The sequence below is a fragment of the Bacillus sp. ME78 genome (assembly GCF_903970865.1).
Lineage (GTDB): Bacteria > Bacillota > Bacilli > Bacillales > Bacillaceae_G > Bacillus_A > Bacillus_A cereus.
In genome coordinates this window covers 179,779-197,413 of record NZ_CAJCKK010000004.1, presented here as the reverse complement: position 1 = coordinate 197,413, position 17,635 = coordinate 179,779, and the positions used below count along the sequence as shown (strand labels likewise).

Sequence of the window (17,635 nt, the reverse complement as noted above, 5' to 3'; positions counted from 1 at the left end):
TTAGCGAGGTTATTTTTTTGTTATTTTGCTTTTTTCTTTTTGAACTTGCTTAATACTTCATAAACGATTGGAACAATAAGAAGTGTTAATAACGTTGAACTTGTTAATCCACCAATTACTGTTACACCAAGTCCTTTAGAAATTAAGCCACTACCTTCAAATCCTAATGCAAGCGGGATAAGAGCACCGATTGTTGCAATTGCAGTCATTAAAATTGGACGAAGGCGTGTTGCACCAGCTTCTAATAAAGCTTCACGTGTTGATAGACCTTCATTTTCTTTATGAATAACGCGGTCGATAAGCACGATTGCGTTTGTTACAACGATACCGATTAACATAAGCGCACCAATCATTGCAGATACACTTAATGTTTCACCAGAGATTAATAAGGCAACAAGAGCCCCAATAATTGTGAATGGTAGCGAGAATAAAATTGCGAATGGTGCAAGAGCACCGCCAAATGTAACGACAAGAACGAAGTATACAATGGCAATCGCAGCTAACATCGCTAAGCCCAGTTGTTTGAATGATTCTTCAATATCTTTAGTAACACCGCCCATAGAAACATCTACACCGGAAGGAAGATCCATTTTATCTACTTCTTTTTGGACTGCAGCAGATGCTTTTGAAACGTCATCAGATGTTAGTTTTGCACTAACCTCTGCATAAACACGTCCATCTCGGTGTGTTACTGTATTCGATGTTTCACCTTCTTTTACAGTCATAACATCTTTCACAGCTACTTCATTACCAAGTGGTGTTGTAATTTTGCGATTTGTTAAGTCATCGATTGTTTCATAATTTTGTTTTTCAGCTTCTACATATACATTGATATCCTTACCGTCTTTTTTAATTGTTGTCAGAACAGGGCGATCATGTTGATTAGAAAGTCCCATTCCAATTTGAGCAGCCGTTAAGCCCATTTTACTTAGCTTTTCTTGATCTGCGACTAAAGTGTACTCTGCATATGTTTTTGCAATACTAGAATCTATATCTTTTAAGTCTTTATTTTTCTTCATGATATTTTGAATATCTTTTACGACAGGCTTAATGTCTTCTGAGCTATCTCCGTAAACGTATAGTTTAATTTCATTACTACCGCCACTTGCTCCGAAGTCTTGGTTTTTCCATTCGCCTTTGCCAGACATCTTCTGTAAATCTTTAACGACTTGTTCTTTCTCTTTTTCGAAGTTTTTCGTGTCGTTATCATATTGCACGAAGAACATTGCTTGGTTTGATTGACCAGGACTCATTGGATTCTCTCCACCTAATGAGAACTGAATTGTTTTGACGTCTTTATTATCTTGGAAGTGCTTCTCAGCTTTTGTTGCAATTTTTTCAACGTCTTCTAACGTTTGACCTGGTTCAGGATTATATGTTGCAATAATCATTTTTTCTTCTTCAGAAGGTAAGAAACTTACACCGATAACTGGTACAAGTGCAAGACTACCAACCAATAGAAGGACAGCGATACTTGATGTAATAATTTTGTGATTTAAAGCCCATGCAAGTATGCGTTTATAACCATTTGCTAATTTACTTGGTTTTTCTTCATGATGTACTTCTCTTTCCCTCATACTCTCTTTCTTAAATAAAGAGTGAGCTAGCATCGGTACGATTGTAACAGCTACTAGTAATGATGCTAATAAAGCGAAGACGATAGTTAAGGCAAATGGTAAGAACATTTCACCAATCATACCTTTTACTAGTCCAAGTGGTAAAAATACAGCAATTGTTACAATGGTAGAAGACATAATTGGGATAAACATTTCTTTCGTAGCTTCACGAATTAAATCTTTTCCGCGCAATTTCTCTTCTGATAACGACATACGTCGGTAAATATTTTCAATAACAACAATTGAGTCATCGACAACGCGGCCTATAGCAACGGTCATTGCTCCAAGTGTCATAATGTTAAGCGTAATATCCATTTGCTTTATGACTAAAACAGCAATTAATAAAGAAAGTGGTATTGAAACGACAGAGATTAACGTTGTTCGAATATTTCGTAGGAACAGCATAATAATAACAATCGCAAAGATAGCACCGAAAATTGCTTTGCTTAGCATTGTTTCAACTGATTTTTCAATAGGTGCACCTTGGTCGAATGTTGAAATGATCTCTAAATCTTTATATTTTTTCTCAAGATCTTTTACTTTATCTTTTACTGCATTTACAATATCAACTGTATTTGCATCAGAGGCCTTCACAATTTGAATTCCAATTGCTTCTTTTCCATTTGTTCGAGAAATGGATTCTGCTTTCCCAACTTCTTTAATGTCAGCAATTTCGTCTAATGTAACTGTTGGAATCCCGTTCATAGCAGCTGGATTCATTTGCGGCGTTTGTGCACCAGCGCCAGCATTTTGACTACCTTGACCGTTAGGTGAGGAAGGTATAGCTGGGATTTTAAGTTCTTTTAATGCTTTAATCGTTGTAATATTGCCATCTACAACAACTGATTTTTCCGTGTCCTTAAATGTGTATAAGCCAAGTGGTAAAGATACATCCGATCCCTTAATCACATTTTTTACAGTATCTTCACTTAGTCCTAGTTCTTTCATTTTATCTTTCTTGAAGACGAGCTGTACTTCATCTACTTGTTGACCTGCAATTTGAACAGATGCAACACCATCAAGTCCTTTTAATCCCGGTACAACATTTTTCTCTACATTTTCAGTTAAGGTAGCTAAAGATTCATTCTTGCTTGCTACGCTTAACGAAATAACAGGAAAAGCATTGAAGTTTACCCGTGAAACTTTAGGATCTTTAACACCTTCTGGGAGTTTTACATTCGTGAGAGCTTCTTTAATTTCTGTTTCTGCTTTTTCCATATTTTTATCAAAATCGTATTCTACTTGAATAGAAGATGCGTTTTGAAAAGATGATGAGCTCACAACGTTAACACCGCTTAAATTTTGTAGTTGTTCTTCCATCGGCTTTGAAACTTTATCAGCTACTTCTTCTGGTGTAGCACCAGGATAGACCGTAGTTACTGTCACAATCGGTGTTGTAATATCAGGAATTGTTTCCAGCTTCATATTGAGTCCAGAGTAGATCCCCGCAATAGTAACAATAATGGTTAGTAGCCAAACTGCGAACTTATTTTTTAACGAGAAATTGATGATTTTGTTCATGTTTGCGCTCCCTTTTTATTATATTGACCAACTGGTCAGTCTAATACATAATATAACTGACCGTTCGGTCAAACGTCAATAAAAAGAGATGGTATAATACATTTATAATAAGATGCGAGATTAAATTTAGGAGAGAAGATATGAAAGAAAAAGAGCGTTTAATTATAGAATCGGCTATGAAGTTGTTTGCGAATAAGGGTGTAAATGCAACGTCGGTACAAGAAATCGTCACCACTTGTGGTATTTCAAAGGGAGCTTTTTATTTGTATTTTAAATCAAAAGATGAGCTTTTATTAGCGACGCTTCGATATTATTATGACAAAATCCAAAAGAAAATGCTGGATATTGAGCAAGAGTCTTTGTTACCACGTGAAAAATTTGCAAAACAATTACATTGTCAGTTTAATGATATACAAAGGCATAAAGAGTTTATTATTATGCATGCGAGAGAAAATGCGATTCCGTTTAATAAAGAAGTGGAAGAATTTATGATGCGGATGAAGTTAGAGTCTCATGCATTTTATCGAAATAGTTTATTGTCCATTTATGGTGAAAAGATTATGCCATATTTATTGGATTTAGTAATTATGGTGGAAGGCATATGCCGTGGGTATTTAGAATTAATTATTTTACAAGCAACAGAAATTGATTTATCTTACGTCTCTGCTTTTATTTTAAAAAGAGTAGATAATCTAGTAGATGGCTTGGTAGAGTCTTCGGAAGAGCCTATTTTACATGAAGAAAAGCTTGGAGAATTTCTTTGTAAATCAGAGCTCATTAAGGAACAGGTTAAAGAGCATTTTTTAAAAGAAATTATTGGATTTAAGCGCACTCTAGCTGATCAATTAGAGGACGATGAGTTGCTAGTAACATTAGATGTTTTAGAGGCGGAAATGCGATTACTTAATCCAAGAATTCCGGTAATTAGAGGTATGTTAGCAAATTTAGAGGCGTATCCGGAATTAAAAGAATTTCGATTACGCCTTATAGGATACTACAATATAAAAAATTCTTAATAAAAACAAGTAAAAAACTCCTTGTCTACACAAGGAGTTTTTTCTTAAAGACTACTTACTATTTTGAGACCATTCTTCAACATCCCAAACCTTTGTGATCCAATCTTCATAGAATTCCGGTTCGTGACATACAAGGAGAATTGTTCCTTTATATGCTTTCATAGCCTTCTTAAGTTCTTCTTTTGCTGTAACATCAAGATGGTTTGTCGGCTCATCAAATAGTAGCCAGTTACTTTCTTCACCCATTAACTTACATAAACGAACTTTTGCTTGTTCTCCACCACTTAATTGACTTAATGGGCGAGAAATATGTTCATTTTTTAATCCGCATTTTGCTAACATCGCACGAATTTGATGCTGGTCTAGGCCAGGGAATGTATTCCATACATCATCAATTGGTGTTATATTATCAGCTTTAACTTCTTGCTCAAAGTATGCAGGCTCTAAGAAGTCACCAAGACTTGTTTTACCGTTTAAAGGTTTAATTTTACCTAAGATTGTTTTTAGTAACGTTGATTTACCAACACCATTACATCCAACAATAGCAATTTTTTCACCACGCTCAATTGTCATTGATAGCTTTGGTAGTAGCGGATGTGTATATCCGATTTCTACATTTTCACCTTCAAAGACGAAGCGACTACTTGCACGACTTTCTTTAAATGAGAATTCAGGTTTAATTGCTGTTTCCGGACGATCAATAAGTTCCATGCGATCAAGTTGTTTTTGACGACTCTTTGCACGACCTGTCGTTGAATAACGAGCCTTGTTCTTTGCAATGAAGTCTTCTTGCTTTTTGATAAACTCACGCTGCTTTTCATAAGCGTTTATATGTTGATTTTTATTGATTTCTGCTAGTTCTAGGAATTTTTCATATGTCGCTGTATAGCGCGTCATTTTTGTGAATTCTAGATGGAAAATAACATCAACACATTTGTTCATAAATTCTGTATCATGAGAAATTAATAAGAATGCATGTGGATATTCTTTTAAATAAGTTGTTAACCAATGAATATGTTCAACGTCTAAATAGTTAGTAGGTTCATCAAGCAATAACACTTCTGGTTGCTCAAGTAATAGCTTTGCAAGCAATACTTTTGTACGTTGTCCACCACTTAGTGCTGAAACATCACGATCTAAACCAATAGCATCAATTCCAAGACCACGTGCAGCCTCTTCAATTTTCATATCTAGTAAATAGAAACCACCTGCTTCAAGTGCATCTTGTATTTCTGCCATTTGTTCAAGAAGTTCTTCTAGTTCTTCTGGTGTAGCAGTTCCCATTTTTTCTGTAACTTCATTTAAAGCTGTTTCCTTTTCGAATAACGGTAAAAATGCATCCGCTAGTACGTCACGAATTGTACGTCCAGGCGTTAAAACCGTATGCTGATCTAAGTAGCCGTAATGTGTGCCCGGTGTCCATTCTACGCGACCTTGGTCATGAATAAGCTGACCAGTAATGATATTCATGAATGTTGATTTACCAACACCGTTTGCACCAACTAATCCAACGTGCTCACCTGCTAATAATCGCATAGATACATCTTTAAATAATGTACGATCGCCAAATGTATGTCCTAATTTTTCAACTGTTAATAAGCTCATAGTATCCTCCGTCCAACTTGAAATAGTACCTTGAATCATGATACTAAATTCTTTCATATAATGCTATCATTTCAAAATGTATATTTTTTCAAAAGAAGTGTTTGTAAATGTTAGTATATAAAAAAGTTACTTCTCCTACAGAAGTAACTTTTTGGTTATGCCTTTTGTTTAACTTCACTAACTTTCTTTTCAGCTACAATAAAATGCGGTCTACGTTTTGTTTCATAATAAATACGACCGATATATTCACCAATAACACCTAGGAATATGAGTTGAATACCGCCAATAAATAGTATAGCGGAAATGAGAGTAAAGTAACCAGGAACTTCCACACCACCGAGGATGATTTGAACGAACGTAGTGATTACGTATAAAAGTCCTAAAATGGTTGTTAGTAATCCAAGATATATAGATAGACGTAACGGTTTATTATTGAATGAAATTACACCATCAATTCCATAATTTAATAATTTCGAGAAGGTCCATTTACTTTCTCCATCAGAACGTAATACATTTTCATATTCAATGATTAATTCGTTATAACCGATCCAAGAAAATAAGCCCTTTGAAAATCGGTTGTATTCACTTAAAGATAATAAAGAATCTACTGCTCTTCGACTTAAAAGTCTAAAGTCACCAATACCGTCTACTAATTCAATATCTACAAATTTATTCATCACTTTATAGTAAAGACGAGAGACGAAAGAGCGAACGGGTGAATCACCAGTTCTTGTTCTTTTTGCAATGACTTGGTCGTAGCCGTCGTTATATCCTTCTAACAGTTCTTTTATTAACGTAGGAGGGTGTTGTAAGTCAGCATCCATAATAACAATTGCATCGCCTGTAGCATATTTTAAACCAGCTAACATTGCAGCTTCTTTTCCGAAGTTTCGACTAAATGATATGTAGTGTACCGATGAATCTGCACTAGCTAAATCACGTAAAATATTTAAAGTATCATCTTTACTACCATCATTAACAAAAACAAATTCATAATCGGTAGTTAATTTATGAATTTCAAGGGAAGTCTCTGAATAAAAGGCTCGAAGCACCTTTTCTTCATTGTAGCATGGTACAACTATTGAAAGGGTCATGTTTGACACTCCTTGTTTGTAGTGGATTAAAATAATATTTAGATATTATTTTAGGAAGCTATCTAAATAGATAGCTTCATGATTCATTAAGTGCTCATTATTGCTTTTTAAAAGAAAATTTTCGTCGTGCTTTTGGATTTTTGAAAATTAGTAAAGCTATACAGATAATTAGTGAGATGATTGATATAGTCATACCTAATTTGAAGTAAGGTGTAACGTAAGTCATTTCGATTACATGTGAACCTTTTGTAATTGGAACACCGATAAAGGCAGAATTCGCTTTCGTAAATTCTGTTTCTTTCCCATCAATTTTTATAGTCCAGCCTTTACTATATGGGACAGATAGATATAAGAGCCCGTCTTTATTTGATTTGATATCCCCTTTTAAATAATTGTTCTTATAATAAATATTTTCAAGCCTATTTTCAGTTAGTTTTTTTGTTTCTTTTTGTATACTTTCATAGTTTACAATATTTGCTTGCAAGTCACCTAATTCATACTCACCTGCCATATCAATAGAGATAGTTAGGTTTTCTGGACGCTCATTGCCCAAATTGTAAACAAACCTTTCTAACGGATAAGAGTATGCACCAGCATCGTCCCCTTTTCCTATCGTTTTTCCATTAACAGTTGCATTGAATGTGCCTGCATTTTTTAATTTTAATTCTATCAGTAGATCACCAGGTGTATCAGGATAATTGATAGGTACAATCATATTTCCAAAGCCATGAACAATTAGTTTATTTTCTTGTTTTTCCATGTTTTCGAATTTTGCTTTTTCCGTTTTAATAGATACTGCCTTTGATTTAAGGTCTTGTTTATTAAAATGGTTTAATGAAAATTCTTTTGTATTATTAACGACAACAGCATGTAATAATAATTGATCACGCTGAGCGAAGTTTAATTTAGAAAATTCTTCTTCACTTATAGCCGAATCATATACATATCCTAACGGTAAAGCATAGTCATTTTTGTAAATATTATATGGTCCTACTTGCTGTAATAGTTTATATCCATAAGGTACATTCTTTGAATCTGTATCAGCACTTAATACGCGATATTTTATACCTAGCATATTTTCGAGTAGTAGTCGACTATCAGCTTGATAAAACATTGAAGGTGTATCGTACATTTGGAATACGCCATATTTATTTTTCATAAAGTCATGGACATAATAATTAACCAAGCTTTGATACGTACTTACGCCATGATATCCTTGTAGCATTGGTGTGTTATATTCGCTATATGGATTAAGAATACGATAAAAGTCTTTATCATTTTCTTGTATGTAGCGAATTGCAGCAATTTCTTCTTGATTATCATAGCCTGGTTCGTGTAACTTTTCAGTTGAAATCTGGCTCTGCCCGTAAACTGTGCTAAGTATATTATTCGCATACATATAATTCATAGAAATTGTGCTAACGAGTACGTTCAATACAACTAAAAATTGTATGAAAGGTTTAGAAATATAACGCCATAAACATACTGTAATAACAGAAAGAACGACAGTTCCGAGTAAAATGTTATCAACGTCTTGTAAAGGTTTATCAGTTACATTTATATTTGCCTTTCTATAAAATGCATAAATGAATAATCCAATAGACACTAATAAACTTATTAAATAAGGTAATTTGTAGTCTTTCTTATGAATAATCATCCAATCTAGAATGTATGCAATTGTTTGGGCAATTACAAATACAAATAAATAAAACCATCTAGATTGCATTGCTGAAAAACCATTAAACATAGAATATGTATATGGAAGCATAAACAGAATGAACATGAATAACGTAAAGAATACTTTATTCTTTACGAGTTTATCACGTATAAACATTCCAAATACGATTAAGAATAAAATTAAAGCTGGTAAAGCTAATTGATGATTTTCAGCATTATACATGAAGAAAATATTTTCCATTAAATCTTTATAAAATTTATCTTCAAATAATAATGGTATCTCAAACTTTTTTGATAGTCGATCAGCGCTAAATACGGCATTAACTGATGGGAGGAAGCAAACAGCGGCTAAACCGAGTGATAATCCGTACAATAAACCGATTCTAATATAATAAGTTAGAAAAGAGACAATCGTTTTATTTTGTTGTGTCGCAAAGTATTGGAATAATGCATAAATAAATATGAAAATACTTGTGATAAAAGCAAAATAAAAGTTTGATGCTAACATTAAAGTAGCAGCGATTAGGAAAAGGCCGTGCTTCTTTTCAATAATATATTTATCAAGTCCCCATATTACTAATGGTAAAAATACAATGGCATCAGCCATGAAATCCCATAGTAAAGAGTGGCGGATGAAAGTAATACAGCCACCATATATAATAGCAGCAACAAAAGATGAGAATGCTGTTTTATTATGGTAACGTAAAGAACCATACATGAATACCATAGCTAAAAAGTTTTTTAAAATACTCATGTATAATTTCACGTCATATACTTGCTCAAGACTTAGTTTAGGTAGTAACAGTGTAATCCAGAAAAACGGTGATGTGCTGTAATAATAACTAAACTCTCCAAATAAATCTCCACCTAATCCATAATCAAAAGACCAAAAAAGGTTGCCATCTTTAAAGGCATGTTGTAGAAGAAACGTAAAAAAGCCAAATTGACGTAACGCATCCCCTGTACCAGAAAAGGCTTGATTAGATGTTAAAAAGAAATAATGAAAAGCAAAAGCGCACAATAATAATATTGGTATAATTATCATTGTTTTCTTGGAAAAGAATTTATTATTCGGCTTTATGCTCATAAAAATTGATAATCCTCCTTTGAAAGTCGTTACATGTAGCAACTAGTTTTTAGGTAGCATATAAAAACACACCAATTTTTAAAGGTGTGTTCTTTAGTTTTAACATGAGAAAATATATATTTTTGTTGAAGCATATATATTTTTACAAGCGTTGAATTTCATAGTTTATATATAATTTAGTATAAGGCATTTTCAGAAAGTAAGTCAATTTGAGCTGGAATATATAGCATTTTTTTACTGAAGAAAAATGATGGTATATAAAAAAAGCAAAAAGCTTTTCCATTTTTAAATAGGAAAAGCTTTTTGCTTTTAAGCATGTTTGCGAATGAGCTTTTGTTTTATAAACCCTAAAACAAATCCACGTATTTGAGGATCAATTCCAATTCCAATTATACCGTATAGTATACCAGTAAGAGTTAAAGCAATTAGTGGCGGTAAGTTGATTAATGCAATTCGGTATATACCGTAACTAATAATAAAGGCTAAGGAATTAAATATAATTCCTTTAACTAATAATTGCATGCCTTTACGAATAAAGAGGGTAAATCCAATTAATAGTGTAATTTCGGTAAGGATAGCTGCGGCAGCTGCTCCCATCATTCCATATTTACTACCTAATACAATATAACCTATGATGGCAACAACCAATCCAATAGTCATTGTTGTTGCACGTTTCCATTGCTGGCCAATCGTTGTTAAATTATCGGCTAGTGGATAGTTAATTGATTGTAAAATAACCATAAACGCTAAAATAGCAAGAGCGTCACCAGCGGGAGCGTATTTTTCTCCTAATAAACTAACAATCCAGAAACTTGGATCAGCAATAAAGGGGATAGAAATTCCCATTCCTAAAAAAGACATAAGTTTTAGTTCAAAGCTTGATAATTTTCTATGTTCTTCAATATTTTGCTCATTACCAAAAGCAAAAAGCCTTGGATAAAAGGCAGCTGCAATTACTCCAGGTATTTGATATAGTACGGCAGGTATTTTATATGCAGCACCAAAGAATCCAACTTGCTTATATGTTGAAACTTTTTCTAATATAATAGGCCCTAATTGTGGTAAGAGCATAATGATGATTCCATTGATTGTGAAAATAAGTAGTTGATCTAAAATACCTTTATCCCAACCCTTATGTACTTTCGTATAGCGTATTGTCATTATAAAGGCAATAAAACCTGTTACAAGACTAGATACCCCGTACATGGCAGCAACCATCATAAGTGACCATTGAAAAGACATCCCTAATAATAGGGCAGCAGCAGCTGTTACACCTTGTAGTACAGAAATAATAGCTGTAAATTGCATGCGCTCTGTAACTTGGAAGTAAGCCATACCAACACCTTGTAAGGTTGCTCCGAACATCGTTGGTAGAACAACCCAATATACCATCGCACGTAAGTAAGCATCGGGATAGAAGAACTGGGCAAAAATGGCGAAGAGTACAGAAATTACGATAGCTAATATTAAACGAATACGTAAATAACTACTTATTAGTACACTAATATTAGCATCGCTTCTCGTTCCTTCACGCATAAACGTATGTGTCAAACCTGCATCTGTAAAGTAACAAATAACAGCTGAAACTGCTAATGCAGTTGTAAACATACCGTAATCCTCTGGAGAAACATATCTTGCAAAGAGAATTGTTGCAATGGCCAGTACAAAGCGGACAGTAATGTTTCCTACAAAGAGGTAGGATGCGTTTTTTAGAATTTTATTTGTTTTCATGAGAAAGGACCTTTCTATTCTTTAGGACCCGGTTAGCTTGTCCTATTTGTAAATTTGATTTGTTTACAGCAAGAGAGAGTATCGTTATATTTTCGGTTTAAGAAAACAGAAATTTAATTCGTACAAACCAAAGCATTGCATATAGCTTTTTACTACGCTTTCCATTTTTTGAATAGATTTTACGGCAATATCTCTTTATATCTTTTTTGATTAATTGAACTTGGGCATTATTTAATTGAGAGTTTTCTTTAATGTATATACAAGCATTATTGATAACCGTATAAGGGAATAAATAAGTCTCAAGAATTTCAATAAGTGACTGAGAATCTTTTGTAATGAAATCTTGGGATTTATTATGTACCCAGTCCTTCATACGATTGAATACTTCCAGCTCTTTTGTTGTTTTTAATTCATAATCTTTATACTTAGAAGAAAGATTTCCTTCTGATAAGATTCTATAATATGTTAAGTATTCATCGACATAACATACATTTGTCACACTCATAAGCTTAAATAAAAACTCCAAGTCTTCGCCCCAACTACATCCTGGTGTAAAACGAATGTTATGATCCATTACGATGGATCGTTTGAAAATCCAAGTACTTGTTTGAGCAACAACTTGATGTGTTAGGAATGCTTTTGCCATATCGCCTTTAATAAAGTTTGTTGTATGTTCAACCTTCTCGCCTGTTTCTTCGTAGAAATTCATATAACCACAATAGCACGCGTCCATGTTGTTTTTATGCATACTTTCGACTTGCTTCTCAATTTTAGTTGGATGCCATAAGTCATCACTATCAAGGAAAGCGACATATTCTCCGCTAGCACTTTCGATACCTGTATTACGAGCTACCGAAACACCTTGGTTTTTTTGATGAACGTATTTTACTTGTCTTGGATATTTTTCGGCAAGGTTTTTCACGATAGAAGGTGATTGATCTTTACTTCCATCATCTACAATTACAATTTCAATGTTTTTATATGTTTGATCTAGTATTGACTGCATTGTTTCTTCAATATATTTTTCCGTGTTATACAGAGGTATGACAACAGAAACAAGTTGCTTTTGTTCCATCATAGAATTTTTATCTCCTCAAGTTTTTTATGTCTTGCACCATATATACAAGCCCTTTGAAAGGGAGAAGATTACAAGAACATCTGTATAAGTTTAACGCATATAAACTTTGTAAATCAACTTTCTATTAAAAAGGTGGCGGGAAGTGAGATTCTTATGGTTAATTCTCGTATTTCAAACAGCTTTAACATGTCTATTGCATATAAATTCTTATTTATACCATTTTAACTTATTAGTAAGTAGGATGTATTTATTGTAACGATTGTGAAGGCGAATAAATTATTATTGAGAATAAAAAAACCTCTTAATTTTTGAAATAAATTAAGAGGTTTTTTATATTAACTTTGAAATATTAGGTTAGTCTTTGTCTGGCTTAGTTGCATTTAATTTTTGCTTTAGTAACGCATAATCTTGCGTTAATGTTACAAGTTGATGATGTTGTTTAGAAATTTTTCTTGTTAGGTCAAAAATTAAGATGAAACAGAATAATAGTCCAAATAAGAATAAAATGGAAGGGGGATATTCTACTTTTAATAGTTTTCCAATCCAGTTTATAATTTTATCAGTAGAACTTAAAATAGCCATTGCAATACAAACTAAAATCCATAAAATAGCATATTTCGTTTCTAAAGTTCCACGGCGAATGGAATTAATAATTAATAATAATAATAATAAAATAAAGATGAATGAAAAGGTAATTATAGGCATTTATATTATCAACCTTTCACGATTTTTTGCATCAATATAGCAAGGCTTACTTTAATCATGTAATATGCAGATTTAAAAGGTGTAATGGAAGATTGTCCACCTTGTCGCTCTTGCATATTTACAGATATTTCATTAATACGAAGTTTTTTCTTTTTTAAATGAATAAGAACTTCTGGTTCTGGATAATCTTTTGGATAGTTGTGTGCAAAAATTTTAATTACCTCTCGATTGATAGCACGATATCCAGAAGTTGGATCCATAAATGTTTGTTTTGTTAGTACTTTCAATAGAGCAGTAAAATAAAAAATACCGATCCTTCTAGAAATACTACCTTTATATGCTGTTTTTTCTGTAAAACGTGACCCTAGCACCATATCGCATTCATCTTCAGCGATAGGCTTTATAATTTTATATAAATCATCTGGATTATGTTGTCCATCAGCATCGAACTGAATCGCAATATCATATCCGTTCTCATATGCGTATTTATATCCAGTTTGTACAGCTGAGCCAATACCTAGGTTATATGGTAAATTCACAAGGTGAACAGGAAAATCTTTTACGATTTGAGCTGTTTTATCGTGTGATCCATCATTAATAACGCAAATGCTTAATCCTGTAAAATGCTGTTTTAGTTTTAATAATCTTGTTAATGTATCTGCAATTGCTTCTTCCTCGTTATACGCTGGAATAATAATTAACGTTTTTGGTATTGAAATTGGTACTTCAATAGTCATTACCGCACCATCCCTTATATACTTAATCATATTATGGTTATTTTTAAACGAACTTTATTTAATATACCATTAACAGTATAACAAAATAAAGGAAAAGCTGATGCATGATTTAGGAGAACAGATTGAGAATAAAATGGTAAGAGGTGATATTTTGTATAAAAAAATACATGCAAGGAAGAACCTGTGCATGTATGATGAAAAGATTGTATTAAATATTCCAAGGCTTACTTAAAGTTAAAACCTCAGCCATCTCTTTACTTTTTAAACGTCCCTTTTTTCGGTTTTCCGCGCGTTCTAAACCGGTTGTGTGTAACCAATGTTCTTCCTGAGTTTCAGGGAGTACTTGTGGTACGGACGAAGGTTTTCCATCTTTTATTGCTACAAATGTAATGAAACAAGTAGCAGCAATTCTACGCTCGCCTGCTAATAAATTTTCTGCGATTACTTTTACGAAAACTTCCATTGAAGATTTCCCTGTATAACATACAAATGCTTCATAACAAACAGAATCAGCTTGGTGAATTGGAGTTAAAAAATCAACTGAATCAATAGATGCTGTTACGCAATGTTTACGACTATGTCTTGCAGCCGCAATTGAAGCAATACTATCAATTTCTGCTAATAATTTCCCTCCAAAAAGTGTTTGGTGATTATTTAAATCGTTAGGAAAAACACGTGTTGTCTTAATTGCTTTAGATTCTCGCATGAATTTCTTTTCCATATATTCAGCCCCTATAGTCTGTTTTCAATCAGAATAATATGTGTAAGCGGAGTACTCATATTAGATATTTAATGAAGTAAAGTGTATTCCAAAAGAGGATTATTTAAACTTCTGTATTTGTATTCATGTAACTGAAAGAAAATTTATTTTATCTAAAATGTAGTGTAAAAGAGGATTCGCTTACATTGCAAGTAAAAAGTAATGACTATGTATTCGTCATAGAAATTCCCTATCAGCTGTGTACCCATTCATGATAGAATCATTTTGTTATGAATGGAAATAGAGGTGCAATGGACATATGAATCATATACAAACAAATTTTTCATCTTTCTTCAATAAAATTACGATTGGTGCGATGCTCGCATTTTTTGTTTATAGTTGTTGGGCAGCATTTGAGGCTAGTAAGCAATTCTTTGGAGGAAGTACAACAAGTGTAACAATTATATTAGCAATTTTTATCATACTTATTTTGTTAGTGGCATCAATTCTACAATATCGTTTTACAGATAAACAATTTCTTATTTTTCTTATAAGTATATCTACAGTTGTGAGGCTTAGTATGCTGTTATTTGTAGATGCTCCAATAATTGGTGATATGAAAGTGATGTATGAGTCTGCAAAGCAGATTGCAATTGGTAATAATATAGAGACTGTAAATCATTTGCCTTTTATTATATATGAGTCAGTAATTATTCGTATATTTGGTGATACATTATTCGCTTTACAACTATTTAATGTGTTATTTTGCGCAGGAACCGCATTTTTTATTTATCGTATTGCGGCAATAGTTTTTGGAGAAGAATGCGGTCGTATTGCTTCTATATTTTATGCTCTGTATATTCCGAATATATTGCTGAGTTCCGTATTAACTCCTGAGTCACTTGCAATATTTTTATTTTATTTTGCTTGTTACATACTTTTATATAAAGGGTTAGATCATCCTTATATGTGGGTGTTTTCAGCGATTTTATTTGCATTTAGTAATATGATTTTTCCAATGGGATTATTTCTTCCTATTTTTATCACTGTATATGTATTATTAATTGAAGTGTTTCAATCAGCAACGAAACAAAAAGTGTTACTAAAGATGGTAGGGATACTTATTCTATTTTATAGTACTCATTTTGGTGTGAATTATGGAATTAAGACAATGGGAATGTCACAATATACGATTTCGAATGAGACGTATGTTCAATCTGTCTTAATTGGAAAAACGAAACATGAGGAAAAAATATCGAAAAATCAAAGTGTAACAGAGCATATTGATCAAAAGTTAAAAGAGATTGAGGGAGAAAGATTTAAACTTTTAGAGCCGATGATAAATCAGTTTTCAGATGAGGGGATAAATTCTATTCTTTTCAAATGTGAAAAACTGATATATATAGCCGTAACATTGTTTATGACTATAGCTCTATTACACTTCCTTATTAAGAAACAACAAAATGAGGGATATATGTTGTTCTTATTTTTAATTAGTGGCTACGTATTGTTAAGGCTCTTCCAAGTAGATATGGCATATTACAATGTAATTATGCCGGCATTGTTTATTTTGCAGAGCTTTGGTGTTTATATGAGTTATGTGTATTGTCAAAAAATATTTTTCAGAAAATAAAAAGAATCCATTCTGGATTCTTTTTTTGATGGAAGATGAAATTTAGTAGTCAGTACAGATGGAAAGTATGCCTGACTACTAAATTTCATCTTATCGATTTAATTCTAGTTGCAAATTATCGGCTGTTAGAGCCATTTGTGAGGAATCATCTTGAATTCCTTTCATTACTTGTGAAATAGCTTGTAGCTCATGTTCAATTTTCTTATTCTGTTCTTTTGAGTTAGACATATCTTTTACAATTTCTTGGAAGTATCGATCTGTTGCTGACATACTATCCGTTCCTTCCGATACGAGAGAGCTAATTTGTTTCACGGAAGACGAGACACGGGTAATTTGTTCATTTGTTTTTTCGACGAGCTTTGTAACGTTAAATATAGATTCTTTCGTTTGCTCTGATAATTTTCGGATTTCACCAGCAACAACAGAAAACCCCTTCCCAAATTCTCCAGCACGTGCAGACTCGATAGCAGCATTTAGTGCGAGTAAATTGGTTTGCTCCGCAATCGATTTAACAATATCTATGATTTCATTAATTTTGTTAGAAATATTGAGGAGTTCATGAGTATCTGTAATAATCGTTTCCATATTCATTTGAATAGATCCCATTCGTTTGTTTTGCTGGTTTAATTGTTCTTTTCCTTTATTCGCTTTTTCTTCAGATGTTGTAGCTAATGATGTACCTGTTTTAGCAATCTCTACAATAGTTTCAGATTTGGTGGTTAGTTTTTGAATAGAAGAGCTTGTTTTTTCAGATACAGCAGCTAGTTCTGTTGCGATATGCGTAATTGTCATAGCAGTTAGTTCTTTTTCTTTCTCATGCTCTTTTTGCATTCTTTCATATTCAGATTCATAAGCTGCAAGAACAAGTTCTTGTTCAAGAGTGAATAATTTATTTATAACATTTATAGAATAGGAAAAATCATCGATTGTTGTTATTTTTGTTTGCAAAATCTTCATGATAGAGCGGAATAATTCTTGATAAGCAGCTGTATACCATTTTCGATGTAAACCAATTTGCACATGTCTTTTGGCGATTCTAACACGCTGTTCAATGAAATCTTCATGCATATTGCCGCTGAATAATTCTTTAATATGTGTTTTTAAAGTTTGTTTTAGTTTTGGAATAGAGCTGTAACGTTCAATAATAGTAATTAAATTAGGTTGTTTTGTAATGTTGGCATAGAATTTTTCAGTAATCCAATCAATTTCTGCATAAATAAAAGGCTGTAGTACTTTTACAACTTGTAAATCTTCTTTTGAAATATGTAGCATATCCATTTGAATTTTCAATTCAGAATTAGTAGGTACATTAAAAGTTATTTGTTGGTCCTTACTTAATTCGATTATACTGGCATTTGTTTTATTAATATTTTTTCTGAAAACCCCAAGCATCATTCTTCCCCCTGTATATAAAACGTTTTCAATTTTAAAACTA

General features: G+C 32.8%; 12 protein-coding genes. 2 read left to right on the top strand and 10 right to left on the bottom strand.

Translation table 11 applies throughout. From position 1 onward, the window contains the following. Nucleotides 1-20 precede the first annotated feature (20 nt). Nucleotides 21-3,137, bottom strand: coding sequence for an efflux RND transporter permease subunit (locus tag H6481_RS08005; protein ID WP_182811394.1), 3,117 nt, complete (start codon nt 3,135-3,137; stop codon nt 21-23). Between the two features lie 140 nt (nt 3,138-3,277). On the opposite strand from H6481_RS08005, the gene H6481_RS08000 reads away from it, so the two are divergent. Further along, the gene (locus H6481_RS08000; protein ID WP_182811391.1) at nt 3,278-4,153 is read left to right on the top strand and encodes a TetR/AcrR family transcriptional regulator; all 876 of its coding nucleotides are present in this window, start codon (nt 3,278-3,280) and stop codon (nt 4,151-4,153) included. A 51-nt stretch (nt 4,154-4,204) separates the two neighbouring features. On the opposite strand, the gene H6481_RS07995 is transcribed toward H6481_RS08000, so the two are convergent. The 8 genes from H6481_RS07995 to H6481_RS07960 all read right to left on the bottom strand — a co-directional run bounded on the left by H6481_RS07995 (nt 4,205) and on the right by H6481_RS07960 (nt 14,588). Beyond that, on the bottom strand, nt 4,205-5,758 hold the full coding sequence (locus H6481_RS07995) for an ABC-F family ATP-binding cassette domain-containing protein (RefSeq protein WP_097961411.1): 1,554 nt from the start codon (nt 5,756-5,758) through the stop codon (nt 4,205-4,207). A gap of 155 nt (nt 5,759-5,913) precedes the next feature. Further along, a complete protein-coding gene (locus tag H6481_RS07990; protein WP_000175825.1) occupies nt 5,914-6,852 on the bottom strand; it encodes a glycosyltransferase family 2 protein in 939 nt (312 codons plus the stop codon). Nucleotides 6,853-6,949: 97 nt separating this feature from the next. Next, a complete protein-coding gene (locus H6481_RS07985) occupies nt 6,950-9,616 on the bottom strand; it encodes a YfhO family protein (RefSeq protein ID WP_097961412.1) in 2,667 nt (888 codons plus the stop codon). Between the two features lie 309 nt (nt 9,617-9,925). Then, complete coding sequence (locus H6481_RS07980) at nt 9,926-11,347, bottom strand: oligosaccharide flippase family protein (RefSeq protein WP_097961413.1); 1,422 nt, start codon at nt 11,345-11,347, stop codon at nt 9,926-9,928. 97 nt (nt 11,348-11,444) lie between these two features. Then, nucleotides 11,445-12,425 (bottom strand): glycosyltransferase, encoded by a 981-nt coding sequence (locus tag H6481_RS07975; protein ID WP_097961414.1) that lies wholly within the window; start codon nt 12,423-12,425, stop codon nt 11,445-11,447. 354 nt (nt 12,426-12,779) lie between these two features. Further along, nucleotides 12,780-13,130 carry a DUF2304 domain-containing protein gene (locus tag H6481_RS07970; protein ID WP_097961415.1) on the bottom strand — a complete coding sequence of 117 codons (351 nt, stop codon included), beginning with the start codon at nt 13,128-13,130 and terminating at the stop codon, nt 12,780-12,782. An 8-nt stretch (nt 13,131-13,138) separates the two neighbouring features. Then, nucleotides 13,139-13,867, bottom strand: a complete 729-nt coding sequence (locus H6481_RS07965; RefSeq protein ID WP_000151535.1) for a glycosyltransferase family 2 protein — start codon at nt 13,865-13,867, stop codon at nt 13,139-13,141. A 208-nt stretch (nt 13,868-14,075) separates the two neighbouring features. Continuing rightward, nucleotides 14,076-14,588 carry an acyl-CoA thioesterase gene (locus H6481_RS07960; RefSeq protein ID WP_000412126.1) on the bottom strand — a complete coding sequence of 171 codons (513 nt, stop codon included), beginning with the start codon at nt 14,586-14,588 and terminating at the stop codon, nt 14,076-14,078. A gap of 298 nt (nt 14,589-14,886) precedes the next feature. Here H6481_RS07960 and H6481_RS07955 point away from each other — a divergent pair, with 298 nt between their 5' ends. Next, the gene (locus H6481_RS07955) at nt 14,887-16,200 is read left to right on the top strand and encodes a glycosyltransferase family 39 protein (protein ID WP_182811389.1); all 1,314 of its coding nucleotides are present in this window, start codon (nt 14,887-14,889) and stop codon (nt 16,198-16,200) included. 90 nt (nt 16,201-16,290) lie between these two features. Here H6481_RS07955 and H6481_RS07950 read toward each other — a convergent pair whose 3' ends face one another. Further along, complete coding sequence (locus H6481_RS07950; RefSeq protein ID WP_097961417.1) at nt 16,291-17,592, bottom strand: globin-coupled sensor protein; 1,302 nt, start codon at nt 17,590-17,592, stop codon at nt 16,291-16,293. Nucleotides 17,593-17,635 lie beyond the last annotated feature (43 nt).